Annotated in this window: 13 protein-coding genes and 1 pseudogene; 9 read left to right on the top strand and 5 right to left on the bottom strand. The window is 62.9% G+C overall.

The features are described 5' to 3' along the window. Positions 1 to 203 precede the first annotated feature (203 nt). The 8 genes from ACZ5RK_RS12380 to ACZ5RK_RS12345 are packed head-to-tail and all read left to right on the top strand — an operon-like array spanning position 204 to position 8,868. Positions 204 to 1,715 carry a class I adenylate-forming enzyme family protein gene (locus tag ACZ5RK_RS12380; protein WP_464910274.1) on the top strand — a complete coding sequence of 504 codons (1,512 nt, stop codon included), beginning with the start codon at positions 204 to 206 and terminating at the stop codon, positions 1,713 to 1,715. Positions 1,716 to 1,730: 15 nt separating this feature from the next. After that, a complete protein-coding gene (locus tag ACZ5RK_RS12375) occupies positions 1,731 to 3,002 on the top strand; it encodes an ABC transporter substrate-binding protein (RefSeq protein ID WP_464910273.1) in 1,272 nt (423 codons plus the stop codon). Next, positions 2,999 to 3,898: a branched-chain amino acid ABC transporter permease gene (locus tag ACZ5RK_RS12370; protein ID WP_464910272.1), complete on the top strand. Its 900-nt coding sequence runs from the start codon at positions 2,999 to 3,001 to the stop codon at positions 3,896 to 3,898. The genes ACZ5RK_RS12375 and ACZ5RK_RS12370 overlap by 4 nt, the downstream gene beginning before the upstream one ends. Then, on the top strand, positions 3,895 to 4,833 hold the full coding sequence (locus tag ACZ5RK_RS12365; protein WP_464910271.1) for a branched-chain amino acid ABC transporter permease: 939 nt from the start codon (positions 3,895 to 3,897) through the stop codon (positions 4,831 to 4,833). The genes ACZ5RK_RS12370 and ACZ5RK_RS12365 overlap by 4 nt, the downstream gene beginning before the upstream one ends. Continuing rightward, positions 4,817 to 5,560: an ABC transporter ATP-binding protein gene (locus ACZ5RK_RS12360; protein WP_464910270.1), complete on the top strand. Its 744-nt coding sequence runs from the start codon at positions 4,817 to 4,819 to the stop codon at positions 5,558 to 5,560. The genes ACZ5RK_RS12365 and ACZ5RK_RS12360 overlap by 17 nt, the downstream gene beginning before the upstream one ends. Beyond that, the gene (locus tag ACZ5RK_RS12355; protein ID WP_464910320.1) at positions 5,560 to 6,249 is read left to right on the top strand and encodes an ABC transporter ATP-binding protein; all 690 of its coding nucleotides are present in this window, start codon (positions 5,560 to 5,562) and stop codon (positions 6,247 to 6,249) included. The genes ACZ5RK_RS12360 and ACZ5RK_RS12355 overlap by 1 nt, the downstream gene beginning before the upstream one ends. After that, positions 6,221 to 7,345, top strand: a complete 1,125-nt coding sequence (locus ACZ5RK_RS12350; protein ID WP_464910269.1) for a zinc-dependent alcohol dehydrogenase family protein — start codon at positions 6,221 to 6,223, stop codon at positions 7,343 to 7,345. The genes ACZ5RK_RS12355 and ACZ5RK_RS12350 overlap by 29 nt, the downstream gene beginning before the upstream one ends. A gap of 53 nt (positions 7,346 to 7,398) precedes the next feature. Beyond that, positions 7,399 to 8,868 carry an NAD-dependent succinate-semialdehyde dehydrogenase gene (locus ACZ5RK_RS12345; protein ID WP_464910268.1) on the top strand — a complete coding sequence of 490 codons (1,470 nt, stop codon included), beginning with the start codon at positions 7,399 to 7,401 and terminating at the stop codon, positions 8,866 to 8,868. Here the strand turns inward: ACZ5RK_RS12345 and ACZ5RK_RS12340 are convergent. Together ACZ5RK_RS12340 and ACZ5RK_RS12335 are read right to left on the bottom strand one after the other, a co-directional pair. Beyond that, positions 8,853 to 9,672, bottom strand: a pseudogene (locus ACZ5RK_RS12340) (IS1634 family transposase); the annotation flags it as partial. The gene ACZ5RK_RS12345 and the pseudogene ACZ5RK_RS12340 overlap by 16 nt on opposite strands. 117 nt (positions 9,673 to 9,789) lie before the next feature. Continuing rightward, positions 9,790 to 10,140 (bottom strand): hypothetical protein, encoded by a 351-nt coding sequence (locus ACZ5RK_RS12335; RefSeq protein WP_464910267.1) that lies wholly within the window; start codon positions 10,138 to 10,140, stop codon positions 9,790 to 9,792. 188 nt (positions 10,141 to 10,328) lie between these two features. Between ACZ5RK_RS12335 and ACZ5RK_RS12330 the strand changes: the two genes are divergently transcribed. After that, positions 10,329 to 11,282: an IS110 family RNA-guided transposase gene (locus ACZ5RK_RS12330; protein WP_464910266.1), complete on the top strand. Its 954-nt coding sequence runs from the start codon at positions 10,329 to 10,331 to the stop codon at positions 11,280 to 11,282. 38 nt (positions 11,283 to 11,320) lie between these two features. Here ACZ5RK_RS12330 and ACZ5RK_RS12325 read toward each other — a convergent pair whose 3' ends face one another. From ACZ5RK_RS12325 to ACZ5RK_RS12315, 3 genes are all read right to left on the bottom strand, one after another. Continuing rightward, positions 11,321 to 11,533, bottom strand: a complete 213-nt coding sequence (locus ACZ5RK_RS12325) for an integrase core domain-containing protein (protein ID WP_464910265.1) — start codon at positions 11,531 to 11,533, stop codon at positions 11,321 to 11,323. Between the two features lie 103 nt (positions 11,534 to 11,636). Continuing rightward, positions 11,637 to 11,798: a hypothetical protein gene (locus tag ACZ5RK_RS12320; protein WP_464910264.1), complete on the bottom strand. Its 162-nt coding sequence runs from the start codon at positions 11,796 to 11,798 to the stop codon at positions 11,637 to 11,639. Positions 11,799 to 11,886: 88 nt separating this feature from the next. Next, positions 11,887 to 13,131: an IS256 family transposase gene (locus ACZ5RK_RS12315; RefSeq protein ID WP_464910263.1), complete on the bottom strand. Its 1,245-nt coding sequence runs from the start codon at positions 13,129 to 13,131 to the stop codon at positions 11,887 to 11,889. Positions 13,132 to 13,150 lie beyond the last annotated feature (19 nt).

The raw sequence follows: 13,150 nt of genomic DNA, 5'->3' as shown, positions 1-13,150 counted from the left end.
AACCTCTCAGCGGAGGCCCCTGTGTCCCGGTATTGGCAACCCGAGGTAGAGACCCTTCCTCGAAGCCGTTTGGAGGCGCTGCAGTTGGAGCTCCTCCGGAAGCAGATAGTGGGGTTTGGTCAGAAAAGCCTCTTCTGCCAAAAGGGCGCAGGTTTAGAAAAACGGGGTAAAGGAAGTCTCCCGCTTGGGAGGGGAGACCAAGTATGGAGGCTATAACGGAAATCCACTACAAAAGAGAGGTGCGGGTGTATCCTCAACGCCCTAGGCGCCTTGAAAGTATCCTTGTTGAGAGCACAAAAAGTTTTAGCGATAAGGACTCTTTAGTCCAAATAGGGGGTGCCCGACTTACTTACGCCGAGCTAGCAGACAAGGTAGAAAGGCTAGCCGCTTGGCTCCAAAAGAGAGGGATACAACCTGGTGATCGGGTTGCACTAGCCCTGGGTAACACCGTTTTCTTCCCCCTGTGGTCCCTAGCAACTCTCCGAGCAGGGGCTGTCGTCTTGCCCGTGAACCTTCGCCTCCACCCAGAAGAGGTGAGCGTCATCCTTGCAGATAGCCTCCCCAAGCTGGTTGTAGCTGGAGAAGAGGCTCTCCACTTAAGCTCCGTTCTTTCTAGTTACACTGTGGTAAAGGCTGAAGAAGTGGAGGGTGAAAACGCCCCCCGAGTGGAGGAAGGATTTTCCGAGGATGACCCGGCTTTTCTGATTTATACTTCTGGTACCACTGGGCGCCCCAAAGGTGTAATCCTTACCCACTTCAACGTAATCCATAGCCTCCTCCATTACCGAGAAGTTTTCGGTACGGTTCCCGAGGATCGCACCCTTGTGGCTGTCCCTCTCTTCCACGTAACGGGCCTTATTGGTCAGTTTCTCCACATGTTACTTGTTGGCGGTACCAGCGTACTCCTGCCTAAATATCAGACAGAAACCTTCCTAGATGCTCTGGAAAGGGAGGGTATCACTTTCACCTTTGCCGTGCCTACCATTTATGCTTTTCTCCTCGCTCATGGACTCGCGGGGCGATCCCTATCCTCCTGGCGGCTTGCCGCCTATGGGGGGGCTCCTATGCCCTTGGCAGTCCTCCAAGGTCTCCGAGAAACCCTCCCCGGCTTAGATCTGCGCAACGCCTACGGAGCCACCGAAACAGCAAGCCCAGCCACGCTTATGCCAGCTTCTCAAACGGAGAGAAAACCGCTTTCTGTGGGGAAACCGGTTCCTAAGGGGGAAATCCGCATAGCCGAACCAGGCCTGGATGGGGTGGGAGAGATACTTATTGGAGGCCCCATGGTGACGCCTGGCTACTACAACCGACCCGAGGAAACCGCTCGCTCCTTTACAGAAGAGGGTTACTGGCGTTCAGGAGATCTGGGTTACTTGGACGAAGAGGGGTTCCTTTTCGTAGTAGACCGTCTAAAGGAGGTGATCAACCGCGGGGGAGAAAAAATCTACAGCCAGGAGGTAGAAAACGTTCTCTACCAGCACCCCGGTGTCTTGGAGGCGGCCGTTGTAGGAATCCCAGATCCAGTCTTTGGAGAGAGGGTAAAGGCGGTGGTAGTTCCGAGGCCCGGGGTAGATCTAAGTCCTGAAGAGCTGCAGCGGTTTATAGGTGAAAGACTGGCCCACTACAAGGTCCCGGAAGAGATCGAATTCCGCAAAAGCCTACCAAGAAATGCGGGAGGGAAGGTTCTCAAAGGCCTTTTGCGCCAGGGAAAGTAAAGGGGAGGTGGACCAATGAAAAGGTTGTGGGCGTTGTGGTTGGGTTTGTTCGGCCTTGTGGCGATGGCTCAGAAGCCTTCAGAAGTTAAAGTGGGCATTGTTACCTTCTTGTCCGGCCCCGCATCGGTCTTTGGCGTCCCTGCAAAGAACGCTGCTGACCTGCTCATCGAGAGTTGGAATCGGGAGGGTGGGATTGCAGGTGCTCGCCTCCGCCCAATAGTGGTGGATGAAGCAGGTGGTCCGGAAAAGCAAGTGGCAGAGCTGCGACGGCTGGTCCTAGATGAAAGGGTGGATGTGGTCATCGGATACATCTCCAGCGCAGACTGCCTGGCGGTAGCCCCGGTGGCCGAAGAGCTCAAGGTACCCCTTATCCTCTTTGACTGCGGTACTCCCCAGATCTTTGAGGAGCGGCGTTACACCTACGTCTTCCGGACGGCAGCCCACGCTACCCTGGACAGCGTAGCAGCGGCCCTCTATGTTCTCAAGACTAACCCCAACATCCGTACCATAGCAGGGATTAACCAGGATTACGCCTGGGGCCGGGACTCCTGGGAACTCTTCAAATCCACTATCCTAGCCCTTAAGCCGGACGTGAAGGTAGTGGCCGAACTATGGCCTAGGCTCTACGCTGGTGACTACTCCACAGAGATCTCCCGCCTGCTCGCTTTGCGGCCCGACGTCATTCACTCCAGCTTCTGGGGAGGCGATTTGGTGAGCTTCGTTCGCCAGGGACTCGGGCGGGGCCTCTTCAGCAGGAGCCGGGTGGTCCTCACCGCGGGGGAGCACATGCTCCAAGAATTGGGACGCACCTTGCCCAACGGAGTTGCCATCGGAGCCCGGGGAGACCATTGGTTCTTACACCCCAAGGCCAAGGACAACCCTGAGCACAGGGCTTTTGTGGAGGAGTATCGTCAACGCTTCAACCGCTACCCGGTCTATCCCGCTTACCACATGACCCAGGCTCTCCTGACGTTGCGGGCTGGCTACGAGAGGGCCCTCAGGACCACTGGGGGACGTTGGCCTACCAAGGAAGAACTTGTCCGGGCCCTGGTGGGGCTCGAGGTCCCAACGTTCACGGGCACCATTCGCATTCGTGAGGATCACCAAGCAGTGGAGGATGCTCTCTACGGTACAACGGTCCAGACTTCCCAGTATCCCTTTGCGATCTTGGAGCGAGTGATCCTTTTCCCGGCGGAGCTGGTGAACCCGCCCGTGGGGGTCAAATCCCTGGACTGGGTGAAGACCTTGCGGCCTGAGCTCCTCCGCCGGGTTCCCGATCCCCGATGAGCAGCCTCCTCGCGCTAGCCCTTCTGGACGGCTTGGTCTACGGCAGCCTCCTCTTCCTGGTGGCCGTGGGCCTTACCCTGGTGTTTGGCGTTCTCAGGATCCTGAACATCGCCCATGGGAGCTTCTATGCCTTGGGAGCGTACTTGGGGGTAGTCCTGGGGCTGGCGGCGGCGCAAGCTCTGGGAAACCCCTGGTTTAGCTACCCGGCCCTTCTCCTTGCGGCGATTTTGGTGGGAGGGTGCTTTGGTCCTGTGGTCGAGCGGTTTATCCTGCGCTGGGCCTACGACCGCCCGGAGGCGCTTCAGCTGTTGATCACCTTTTCCCTCTTCCTCATTTTGGAGGATGTCCAGAAGCTTCTCTTCGGCGTTCAACCCTACTTTCTGGACATGCCCTTTCAACTTCTGGGGACCGTGGAACTTGGGGGCGTGCCTTACGCCTGGTACCAGCTTCTCCTCATCCTGGTGGCTACGCTGGTGCTCCTTAGCCTCCGGGTCCTTCTGCGGGGCACTCCTCTTGGGAAGATCTTGATGGCCGTGGTGGCAGACCGGGAGATGGCCCAAGCCCTTGGCGTGGACGCCAGGCGGATCTACCTTATAGCTTTCAGCCTGGGCACAGGGCTAGCAGCCCTCGGGGGAGCCCTGGCCTCGCCCACGGTCACCATTGCCCCAGGGCTTGGGGCGGAGGCGATCGTCCTTTCCTTCGCAGTGGTGGCCGTGGGGGGACTGGGGCAGATCGAGGGAGCAGCCATTGGGGCCCTGCTCATCGGTTTGGGACGTTCGTTGGCCGTGTACCTCCTTCCCGAGCTGGATGTGGTGGTGCCTTATCTGGTCATGGTCTTGGTGCTCCTGTTCCGGCCTGTGGGAATCCTTGGGTCGGTGGAGGTGCGGCGGATATGAGGCGGAGCCTCTTCTTTTCCCTTGTCCTTGCCCTCCTTGTGGCCACCCTCCCCCTCTTTTTCCCCTGGCTGAGCTTCGTGTTCACCCTGGCTCTGGCCAAGGGGCTGGCCGCCTTAGGGATCGCCCTGCTTCTTCGGGCCGGCCTCGTCTCCTTTGGGCATGGCCTCTTCTATGGGGCTGGGGCTTATGCGGTGGCGTTTGCCTTGCGAAGCGCCTTTCTAGACACCTTTTTCCTACTCACCGTGGCCTTACTGGTTACCTTAGCCCTGGGTTTCCTAGTGGGCCTCTTCGTAAGCCGTTATCGAGGGATCTTCTTCGCCATGCTGAACCTGGCCTTCTCCATGGTGTTCTACGCTCTTTTGGCCAAGTTCTACTATCTGACAGGGGGCACGGACGGCCTACGAGTGCCCACCCCTACCCTTTTCGGACTCACCCTGGACCGAACCCTTTTTGGGGAGGCCCTCTTCTACCTTTCCCTTGGCCTTGTCCTCCTTCTAGGGGCAGGAGTGAGCTTCTTCCTGAGAACCCCCATGGGGGAGGCCCTCGCGGCGATTCGAGCCAATGAGGTACGCCTGGAGTACCTAGGGATCCCCGTTCAGAGGGTAGTCCTCTTGGCCTACGTTCTTTCGGCAGGCCTGGCGGGTTTGGGAGGGGCCTTAGCGGGCATTGCTGTGGGCCACGTGGTGCCGGAACTGGCCTACTGGGTGGCCTCCGGTGAGTTTGTCTACATTGCCCTCCTTGGAGGTACCGGAGGGGCTCTCGGGCCCTTTCTCGGGGCCTTAGCCTACGAACTAATCCGCACCTTCGCCTTCAAGTACCTAGCCTACTCCTGGCAACTCATCCTGGGAGCGACTATGCTTCTGGTCATCTTCTTCCTCCCCGGAGGACTCTGGGCCCTCCTGGGAGAAAGGAGGCGACGTGCGCCCACTTCTTGAAGCCCAGGATCTGCACATCCGCTTTGGCGGCGTGGTGGCGGCTGCGGGGATTAGCCTTCAGGTCTATCCCGGAGAGGTTTTGGCCATCATCGGTCCCAACGGAGCTGGGAAGACCACCTTCCTCAACCTCTGCACCGGCTACCTCAAGCCGGAAAGGGGACGGGTCTTGCTGGAAGGGCGGGAGATCACGGGCCTGCCCCCCCGGGTCATCACCCGTTTGGGTGTGGCCCGGGCCTTCCAAATCTCTCAACTCTTTACTGAACACACGGTGGAGGAAAATCTCCTGCTCGCTTTGGCTGCTCGGGAAGGGTTTTGGCGCTGGACCACCTTACGGGAAGAAAGGCGTCGCCACGAGGCCAAGGGGTTTCTGGCCCTCCTGGGTCTGGAGGGCTTGGCGTCAACCCCGGTGGCTGAGGCACCGGAGGGGGTGCGGAAACTCCTGGATGTGGCTATGGCCTTGGCCCTCAAGCCCAGGCTACTCCTCTTGGACGAACCCACAAGTGGCGTGTCCGCCGAGGAGAAACTTTCGGTAATGGATACCTTGGTCCGGGCGTTGAAGGCCCAGGAAGTGACTGCGGTTTTTGTGGAGCACGACATGGAGGTGGTGCGGCGTTACGCGGATCGGGTGGCAGTCTGGGCCGAGGGGCGGATCATGGCAGAAGGGAAGCCCGAGGAGGTTCTGCAGGACCCCCAGGTCCTGGCCAGCGTGGTGGGGGTAGAGGAATGATCCTCCGGCTGGAAGGGGTCCGGGTGGTGTTGGAAGGCTTTGAGGTCCTAAGGGGGGTAAACCTGGCCCTAAACCCCGGGGAGGCAGTAGCCTTAGTAGGCCGGAACGGAGCAGGCAAAACAACCACCTTGAGGAGCATTATGGGTTTAGTACCCCTTAAGGGAGGGCATATCTTCCTGGACGGTACACCTCTGAACCCCCTACCAGCTTATCGCCGAGCCGCTTTGGGCCTTGGGTACGCCCCTGAGGACCGGCGTCTTATTGGGCATTTAACCGTGGAGGACAACCTTCTTCTACCCGCCTGGGCCTTGCGGCTACTTGCAGGAGAGGTGCGGAGGCGGCTTGAAGAGGTCTACGCTCTTTTACCGGAACTACAGCGGTTGAGGAGCCGTTCGGCGGCAGCCCTTTCTGGGGGGGAGGGGAAGATGGTGGCCTTGGGTCGGGCCCTGATGGTGGGAACTCGGGTTGTTCTTTTGGACGAACCTTTCCAGGGTCTGGCCCCGGCCCTGGCCCAGCGGTACGCGGAAACCCTGACCCGCGTGCGTAGGGAGAAGCAGGGCGTGGCCTTCTTGGTCACAGAGTCCAACCCCCGGCTCCTTCGGAAACTGGCCGACCGGTTCTATCAGATAGAGCGTGGGGAGATAAAGGAGGTGAGAACCCATGAAGACCCAAGCGGCGGTGCTTTTTGAGATGGGGAAGCCCAGGCCTTACCGTGATTCCAAACCTCTCGAGATTTTGGAGGTTGACCTGGAAGAACCAGGCCCTGGCGAAGTCTTGGTGGAAGTAAAAGCCGCTGGGCTTTGCCACTCCGATCTCTCTGCCATAGACGGCACCCGGCCTTGGCCCCTGCCCATTGTCCTAGGCCACGAGGCAGCGGGTATTGTGCGGGTTGTGGGTCCGGGGGTAAGGAATTTAGCAGAAGGAGACCACGTGGTTTTCTCTTTCGTGCCCATGTGCGGTAACTGCCGTTATTGCGCGGCAGGTAGGCCTCACCTATGCGAACGGGGAGTACAAGCTAACCGAGAGGGTAGACTCCTCACGGGAGGACGCAGATTTTCCCTAAAGGGAAAACCCTTGAATCATCACCTCGGAGTCGCGGCCTTTAGCCAGTTCACGGTGGCGGCCCAGGAGTCCCTAATACCCATCCCTAAGGACATCCCTCTGGAAAAGGCTGCCCTTTTCGGATGCGCCATCGCCACCGGAGTAGGGGCCGTGGTGAACACCGCAAAAGTGGAAGAGGGTGCAAGCGTGGCAATCTTCGGTCTCGGGGGTGTGGGGCTAGCAACGGTGATGGGAGCGGTGCTAGCCGGAGCCCATCCCATCGTAGCGGTGGACCTCCTTCCCCACAAGGTGGAGATGGCCAAGAGTCTGGGAGCGAGTCACGGTTTAGTTGTGGGAGAGGGAGATGTGGTAGAAGCGGTGAGGGAGATCACGGGGGGCGGGGCGGACTACGCTTTCGAAACAGCAGGTTCCCCCGAGGCCATGCTCTTAGCTTACAGGGCTACCCGCCGAGGAGGAATGACCGTGACAGTAGGGCTTCCCCACCCGGAGCGGACCCTCTCTCTGCCAGCTGTCAGTCTTACTGCCGAGGAGCGGACTTTAAGGGGAAGCTACATGGGTTCCTCTAACCCACGGCGAGACCTACCCCGATTCCTGGCGCTTCATATGGCTGGAAAGTTGCCAGCAGAGAGTTTACTGACTGGAACTCTTCCTCTCAGTGCCATCAACGAGGGATTTGACCGCTTGGCCCAGGGAGAGGTGGTGCGCCAGATAGTGATCCCCTAAGGGGAGGCCTGGACCGCGCGGGGGTAACCTGGAAGAAGAAGTAGGAGATGATTATGGCAGAGGTGCTGGGGATGGCGGTGCCCACGGAGGCCCTCATTGGCGGGGCGTGGCGGCGCTTGGAGCGGAGGTTCCCCGTGGTCTCCCCGGCCACGGGGGAGGTGGTGGCGGAGGTGGCGGACTGCGGGGAGGAGGAGGCGCGGGAGGCTTTGGAGGAGGCGGTTTTGGCCTTCCCCGCCTGGAGCCGCGCCACGGCCTACGAGCGGGCCCAGGTCCTCAGGCGCTGGTACGAGCGCATCCTGGAGCACCAGGAGGCTCTGGCCCGGCTCATGGCCCTGGAGATGGGGAAGCCCCTCAAGGAGGGAAGGGCCGAGGTGGCTTACGCCGCGGGGTTCGTGGAGTGGTACGCCGAGGAGGCCAAACGGGTCTACGGGGAGACGGTGCCCTCCCAGTTCCCCCACAAGCGGATCCTGGTGCGCTACGAGCCGGTGGGGCCGGCCTACGGCATCACCCCCTGGAACTTCCCGGCGGCCATGGTGACCCGGAAAGCGGCCCCGGCCCTGGCGGCGGGGTGCACCTTTGTGCTGAAGCCCGCGGAGGAGAGCCCCCTCACCGCCCTCTACCTGGCGCGGCTTTTCCAGGAGGCGGGGGGGCCTCCTGGGGTTTTGCAGGTCCTTCCCACCTCGAGGCCCGAGGAGGTTTCCCGCCCCTTCCTGGAGGACGAAAGGGTCCGCAAGCTCACCTTCACGGGAAGCACCGAGGTGGGGGTCAGGCTTTACCAGCAGGCGGCGAGGACCCTGAAGCGGGTCTCCCTGGAGCTCGGGGGTGGGGCGCCCGTCTTGGTCTTCGCCGACGCCGATTTGGAGAGGGCGGTGGAGGAGACGTTGCGGGCCAAGTTCCGGAACGCCGGGGAGTCCTGCGTGGCGGCGAACCGGATCTTCGTGGAGGCGCCCATCGCCGAGGCCTTCGCCGAGGCCTACGCCAAACGGGTGGCCGCCCTCAGGGTGGGGGATCCCCTCTTGGAGGAGACGGACATCGGCCCCCTGGTGAACGAGGCCGCCCTCCGGAAGGTCCAGGCCCACGTGGAGGACGCCCTCTCCAAGGGGGCGAGGCTCGTGGCGGGAGGGGAGGCCAGGGGGCTCTTCTTCGCCCCCACGGTGCTTCTGGACGTGAAGCCGGATAGCCTCCTCTTCCGGGAGGAGACCTTCGGCCCGGTGGCGCCCCTCACCCTGTTCCGGGAGGAGGAGGAGGCGGTGCGGTGGGCCAACGGCTTTCCGGTGGGGCTTGCCGCCTACGTCTTCACCCGGGACCTCTCCCGGGCCTTCCGGGTGGCGGAGGCCTTGGAGTACGGGATCGTGGGGGTGAACGATGGGGTGCCTTCTACCCCGCAGGCGCCCTTTGGGGGCGTAAAGCGCTCGGGCCTAGGGCGGGAAGGGGGGAAGTGGGGCCTACTGGAGTACCTGGAGGTAAAGTACGTGTCCCTAGGCCTTTACCCACATTCCGCACCCCTTCACTCCAGCAGGTAATATCGCCCGGCCCCCAGGAGGCGCACCGCGGTCTCGTGATGGGGAGCCAGGTTGAGGACTAGCCACCTGCCCCCCAGCTCCACCAGGCGAACCCACATTGAACAGTTGAAACACCCAGCGCAAGGTGGGCTTGGCTGTGGGTCTCCCCTTCTGGTCCGGCAGGCTGGACCCCGTCCCCTCCAGCCTCCGCCTCAGCGCCCACTCCCCCAGGGCGTACACCAGAAGGGCCAGGGCCATCACCCGCTCGGGCCGCTTCAAGAAGGTGCTCTCCGCAAAGAATAGGGGGTCCTTCAGAAACCGGAACCCCCGCTCCACCGTCCGGGTCTGGTCCTTGTACCGCCTCAGCACCTCCTGAGGGGGAAGCCCCTCCCGGTCCAGCACGTTGGTGGCCAGGAGGAACCGCCCCAGCCCCCGCCTCGCCTGCTTCACCTTCCCCTCGTCCACCTCCACCCGGGCCAGGAGACGGTAGCCCACCGCCACCGGGGCCTCCCCCTTCCTGGGACGCCCCACCCTCCCCCGCCGCCTCTCCTCCCGCACCCCCAGGTACACCAGGCGGTGGTAGGGAAGCCCCCGGCTCACCCCCTCCAGGGCCCGCCGGGCGTCCGCCTCACAGGCAAAGGTCCGAGCCGTCAGCTGGCCCAGGACCTTCAAGGTAGCTTCGCTGACCTGCGCCTCCCCTTCGCCCCGCGCTATCCGCTGCTGGAGGCTCGCTTCCTCCATCCTGGCCCGCTCCTGGCTCTCCACCAACAGCCAGCGCTGCCGCACACCCCCGTACTCGCTCTCCACCTCCAGCCCCTGGTAGCCGGAAACCTCTTCTAACCCCAAAAGCAGGGGGATCTCCGTGGAGCCGGGGTTGCCGAACACCAAGGGGATCTCCCTTTCCCGAAGCCACCTGTGGGCGCTTTCCCGGGCGTTCACCCTTTACCTCCGGCTTTCATGTGCGGCCCTCTTCCGACCGTATAGGACTCCTGAGGTGGCCAGGAGCAGTACGGGCACGGCTAGGAAACTGGAAACCGACTCCGGTACGGCCAGCAGGATCCCTCCCACGCCGTAGGTGATGCGGGCCCAGAGGGGCAAGGGCCCCAAGCCCCAGAAGTAGCCCTCTAATCCCCCCACCAGGAGGAAAAGGCCTAAGGTAGCGAGAAGCACGTGGTAGACCACGGAAGGGGGATCCCCCTGCAAGGCCAGGGAGGGTTCAAAGAGGAAGAAGAAGGGGAGGAAGTAGATGGCGAGGCCCAGGCGTACCGCCTCGAGGCTCGCTGCCTGATCCATGTATCTTGCCTCCTGAGGGAGGCCCTACCGCCCTTACACTCGGGCCCCCACGCCCGCAGTTTTGATCGGTAGCCACCCGCCCCGGCCTCCCCGCCGCACAGTATCCCGGTCGTGAAAGACCGCATCCACATGGAAGGCCCACAGGGTCGGGTGGCCACCTCCCTCAGTCTACCCAAAGGAGAAAGACCATGCTCTGCGCAGGCATTGACGTCAGCAAGCCCCACCTGGACCTGGCCCTGGCCTCCGGCACCGCCAAGCCCACCCGCCTCCGCTTCCCCAACACCCCTGAAGGCCGCCAAGCCCTCCTCGCCGCCCTCGCCCACCACCGCCCCGCCTGGGTGGCCCTGGAGCCCACGGGCGCCTACCACTTCCCCCTCCTCAAGCTCCTGGTGGAGAAGGGCTTCCAGGTGGCCCTGGTCAACCCCTATCACCTGGCCGCCTTCCGCAAGGCTAAGGGAGAACGCAACAAGACGGACGGCCACGACGCCCTCCTCCTCGCCCGCTACGCCCAGGTCTACCACGCCGAGCTCCGGGCCTACACCCTCCCCCCAGAAGCCCTCCGGGAGCTCAGGGCCCTGGTGGGCTACCGGGAGGACTTAGCCGGGCGGGAGCGGGCCATCCTGAACCAGATGGAGGCGGTGGAGTGGGCGGGGAGTGAGGGGGTCCTCGCCCTCCTCCAGAGGGAGCTGGCCTGCGTGAGGGGGCTCCTTGGGGAGGTGGAGGCCAGGGTCCAGGCCCTCCTGGCCACCCTCCCTGAGGCGGAGGTGCTGATGGGCCTGCCCGGGGTGGGGCCCCAGGTGGCGGCGGCGGTGCTGGCCCTCCTGCCCCCGGAGCTCTGGGGCCGGGCGAAGGCGGCGGCCTCCTACGCGGGGCTCATTCCCGAGCGGGAGGAGTCGGGGAAGAGCGTGGAGAGGAGCCGGCTCTCCAGGAAAGGGCCTCCTCTCTTGCGGCGGAAGCTTTACATGGGGGCCCTGGTGGCGGTGCGGCACGACCCGGAGATGCGGGCCTTCTACCACCGCCTGCTCTCGCGGGGAAAGAGGAAGAAGCAGGCCTTGGTGGCTGTGGCCCACAAGCTCCTCAGGCGGATGATGGGGAGGCTCAGGGAGTACTACGCCGGTCGGTGGGCCCAGGGGGTGGCTTGACGTTCAAGACAGTATCAGCCCCCTAAACTTAGACACTTTCACCCTGCCTCCCGTGTGATGTCCTGCGTGCTTTGCCCTAGCGCCTCCTCCATCACCTCCTTTGGCGTCCGATAACCGAGCCCCGAGTGCAACCGGCTCTCGTGGTAGTAGCGTAGGCGCTCCTTCACCACCTCCTTTAGCTCCCCAAGGCTTCTGGCCTCCAAAAACTGGTCTCCCCCCTCCCCCTTGAACCGGGCAAAAAAGCTCTCCACCACAGGAGAAAATGTACGCTTCGCGTGACGCCCTTGGCCCCCATCAGGCTGTAGGAAAGCCTCTGCCCGTCCTTCAGCAGCAGCGTCCCCACCCAGTCGTGGCTCAGGAAAGGACCCCCCGGAACGTAGCCTTCGGCTGACGGTCGTGGTGCACCAGGGCCCTGGGGAGCCTCCCCACCTGGGCCCGGAGAAAGGCCTTGGCCTCCTCCCACGCCTCCAGAGCCAGCTCCGCCGAAGGGGACGGGCCCAGGCCGAAGGCCACCACCGTCCGCGTCCTGTGGGGAACGTAGCCGCCAAGGCGGCTGACCCAAGATGGGTACGAACCAGGCCTTCCCTCCCCGGTAGGGGTCGTGTCAAGGACTCTGTGTAAGAGTCTGTGTACGGGGGGCATACCGCTCCTGAAGCATCTTCTCCAGCACCTCCTTCACCTCCGAGAACCCCTTTAGTTTCCGTTCTGCCCACTTCCCTGCAAGATGTTCGCTTCGCGAAGCAGCCTGCCTCTCCGACTCCAGGTAAAGAAGCTTGTACACCGCCTCTTCCTTAGGAAACTTGTGGTCCCGCACCTTCGTCCCCCGCCGTACCTCCCGGATAAACCGCTCCATCAGGTTGGTGCTCCGCAAGTACGGCCAAAGCACCTTGGGGTACCCGTAGAAGCGTAGGAAGGCCCCGGAGTCTCCCACCCACAGCCCCACCACCCCCGGGTACCGCGAACCCCAGGCGGCCTTCACCTCCTCCAAGGCCCCAAGAGCTTCTTCCCGGCTCTCCGCCCCGTACACCCGCCTCAGGTCCTCGGCCAGCAGGGCCCGGTCCCGCGCCCGCACCTGGGACAGGCTCCACCGCACCCCGTGCACCACGCACCGCTGCCACTCCGCCTGAGGGTAGACCCTGCGGATCGCCTCGGGAAGCCCGGGCAGCCCGTCGGTGATGAAGAGCAATACCCGCCGCAGGCCCCGCTGCCAAAGCTCCCCCAGGACCCCCTCCCATCCCAGGGCGCTCTCCGTGGGCAAAAGCCAGAACCCCAGGACCCGTCTCTCCCCATCAGGGGCGATGCCCAGGGCCACATACACGCTTTCCCGCACGATCCCTTCTCCTTCCCTGAAGACCTTTAGGGAAAGCCCGTCCAGGTAGACGAAGGCCATCTCCTCGGGCAAAAGCCGGGTGCGGAAGGCTCCTGCCGCCTCCAGGACTTGGTCGGTCAGAGCGCTTAGGGTCTCGTGGGAGTAGCGGTGGCCTAAGAGCAGGCTCAATATCTCGGCCGCCTTGCGCTGGCTGACCCCGGCGGCGTACAAGGCCACGGCCACCTCTCCCACGTCCACCAGGCGGCGGGCGTAGGGCTTAAGGAAAGCCGGGTAATACCGAGACTCCCGATCTCTAGGGACCTTCAGGTCCACCTGGCCGAAGGTGGTCTCCAGCTTGCGGGGGTAGTAGCCGTTCCTGCGGCCCCCGTGCGCCTGCAGGAAGGCCGTCCGGTCCAGCTCCAGAACCGTCTGCAAAACCTCGGTCACTGTTTCCCGCACCGCTTCCCTCAGCAAGATTCGCAAGGTATCCTGGTCCACGGGGCACCTCCTCGTGCTAAGGTGTGCCCCCCTATTAAACACGGACCCTTACACATAAATC

The sequence above is a fragment of the Thermus kawarayensis JCM 12314 genome, from assembly GCF_055393575.1.
This window is presented reverse-complemented; position numbering and strand designations above follow the sequence as displayed.

What these genes read in the sequence shown, in the direction of transcription:
- ACZ5RK_RS12380 (WP_464910274.1), top strand. Translation starts at nt 204, where the DNA reads ATGGAGGCTATAACGGAAATCCACTACAAAAGAGAGGTGCGGGTGTAT.
- ACZ5RK_RS12375 (WP_464910273.1), top strand. Translation starts at nt 1,731, where the DNA reads ATGAAAAGGTTGTGGGCGTTGTGGTTGGGTTTGTTCGGCCTTGTGGCG.
- ACZ5RK_RS12370 (WP_464910272.1), top strand. Translation starts at nt 2,999, where the DNA reads ATGAGCAGCCTCCTCGCGCTAGCCCTTCTGGACGGCTTGGTCTACGGC.
- ACZ5RK_RS12365 (WP_464910271.1), top strand. Translation starts at nt 3,895, where the DNA reads ATGAGGCGGAGCCTCTTCTTTTCCCTTGTCCTTGCCCTCCTTGTGGCC.
- ACZ5RK_RS12350 (WP_464910269.1), top strand. Translation starts at nt 6,221, where the DNA reads ATGAAGACCCAAGCGGCGGTGCTTTTTGAGATGGGGAAGCCCAGGCCT.
- ACZ5RK_RS12345 (WP_464910268.1), top strand. Translation starts at nt 7,399, where the DNA reads ATGGCAGAGGTGCTGGGGATGGCGGTGCCCACGGAGGCCCTCATTGGC.
- ACZ5RK_RS12335 (WP_464910267.1), bottom strand. Translation starts at nt 10,140, where the DNA reads ATGGATCAGGCAGCGAGCCTCGAGGCGGTACGCCTGGGCCTCGCCATC.
- ACZ5RK_RS12330 (WP_464910266.1), top strand. Translation starts at nt 10,329, where the DNA reads ATGCTCTGCGCAGGCATTGACGTCAGCAAGCCCCACCTGGACCTGGCC.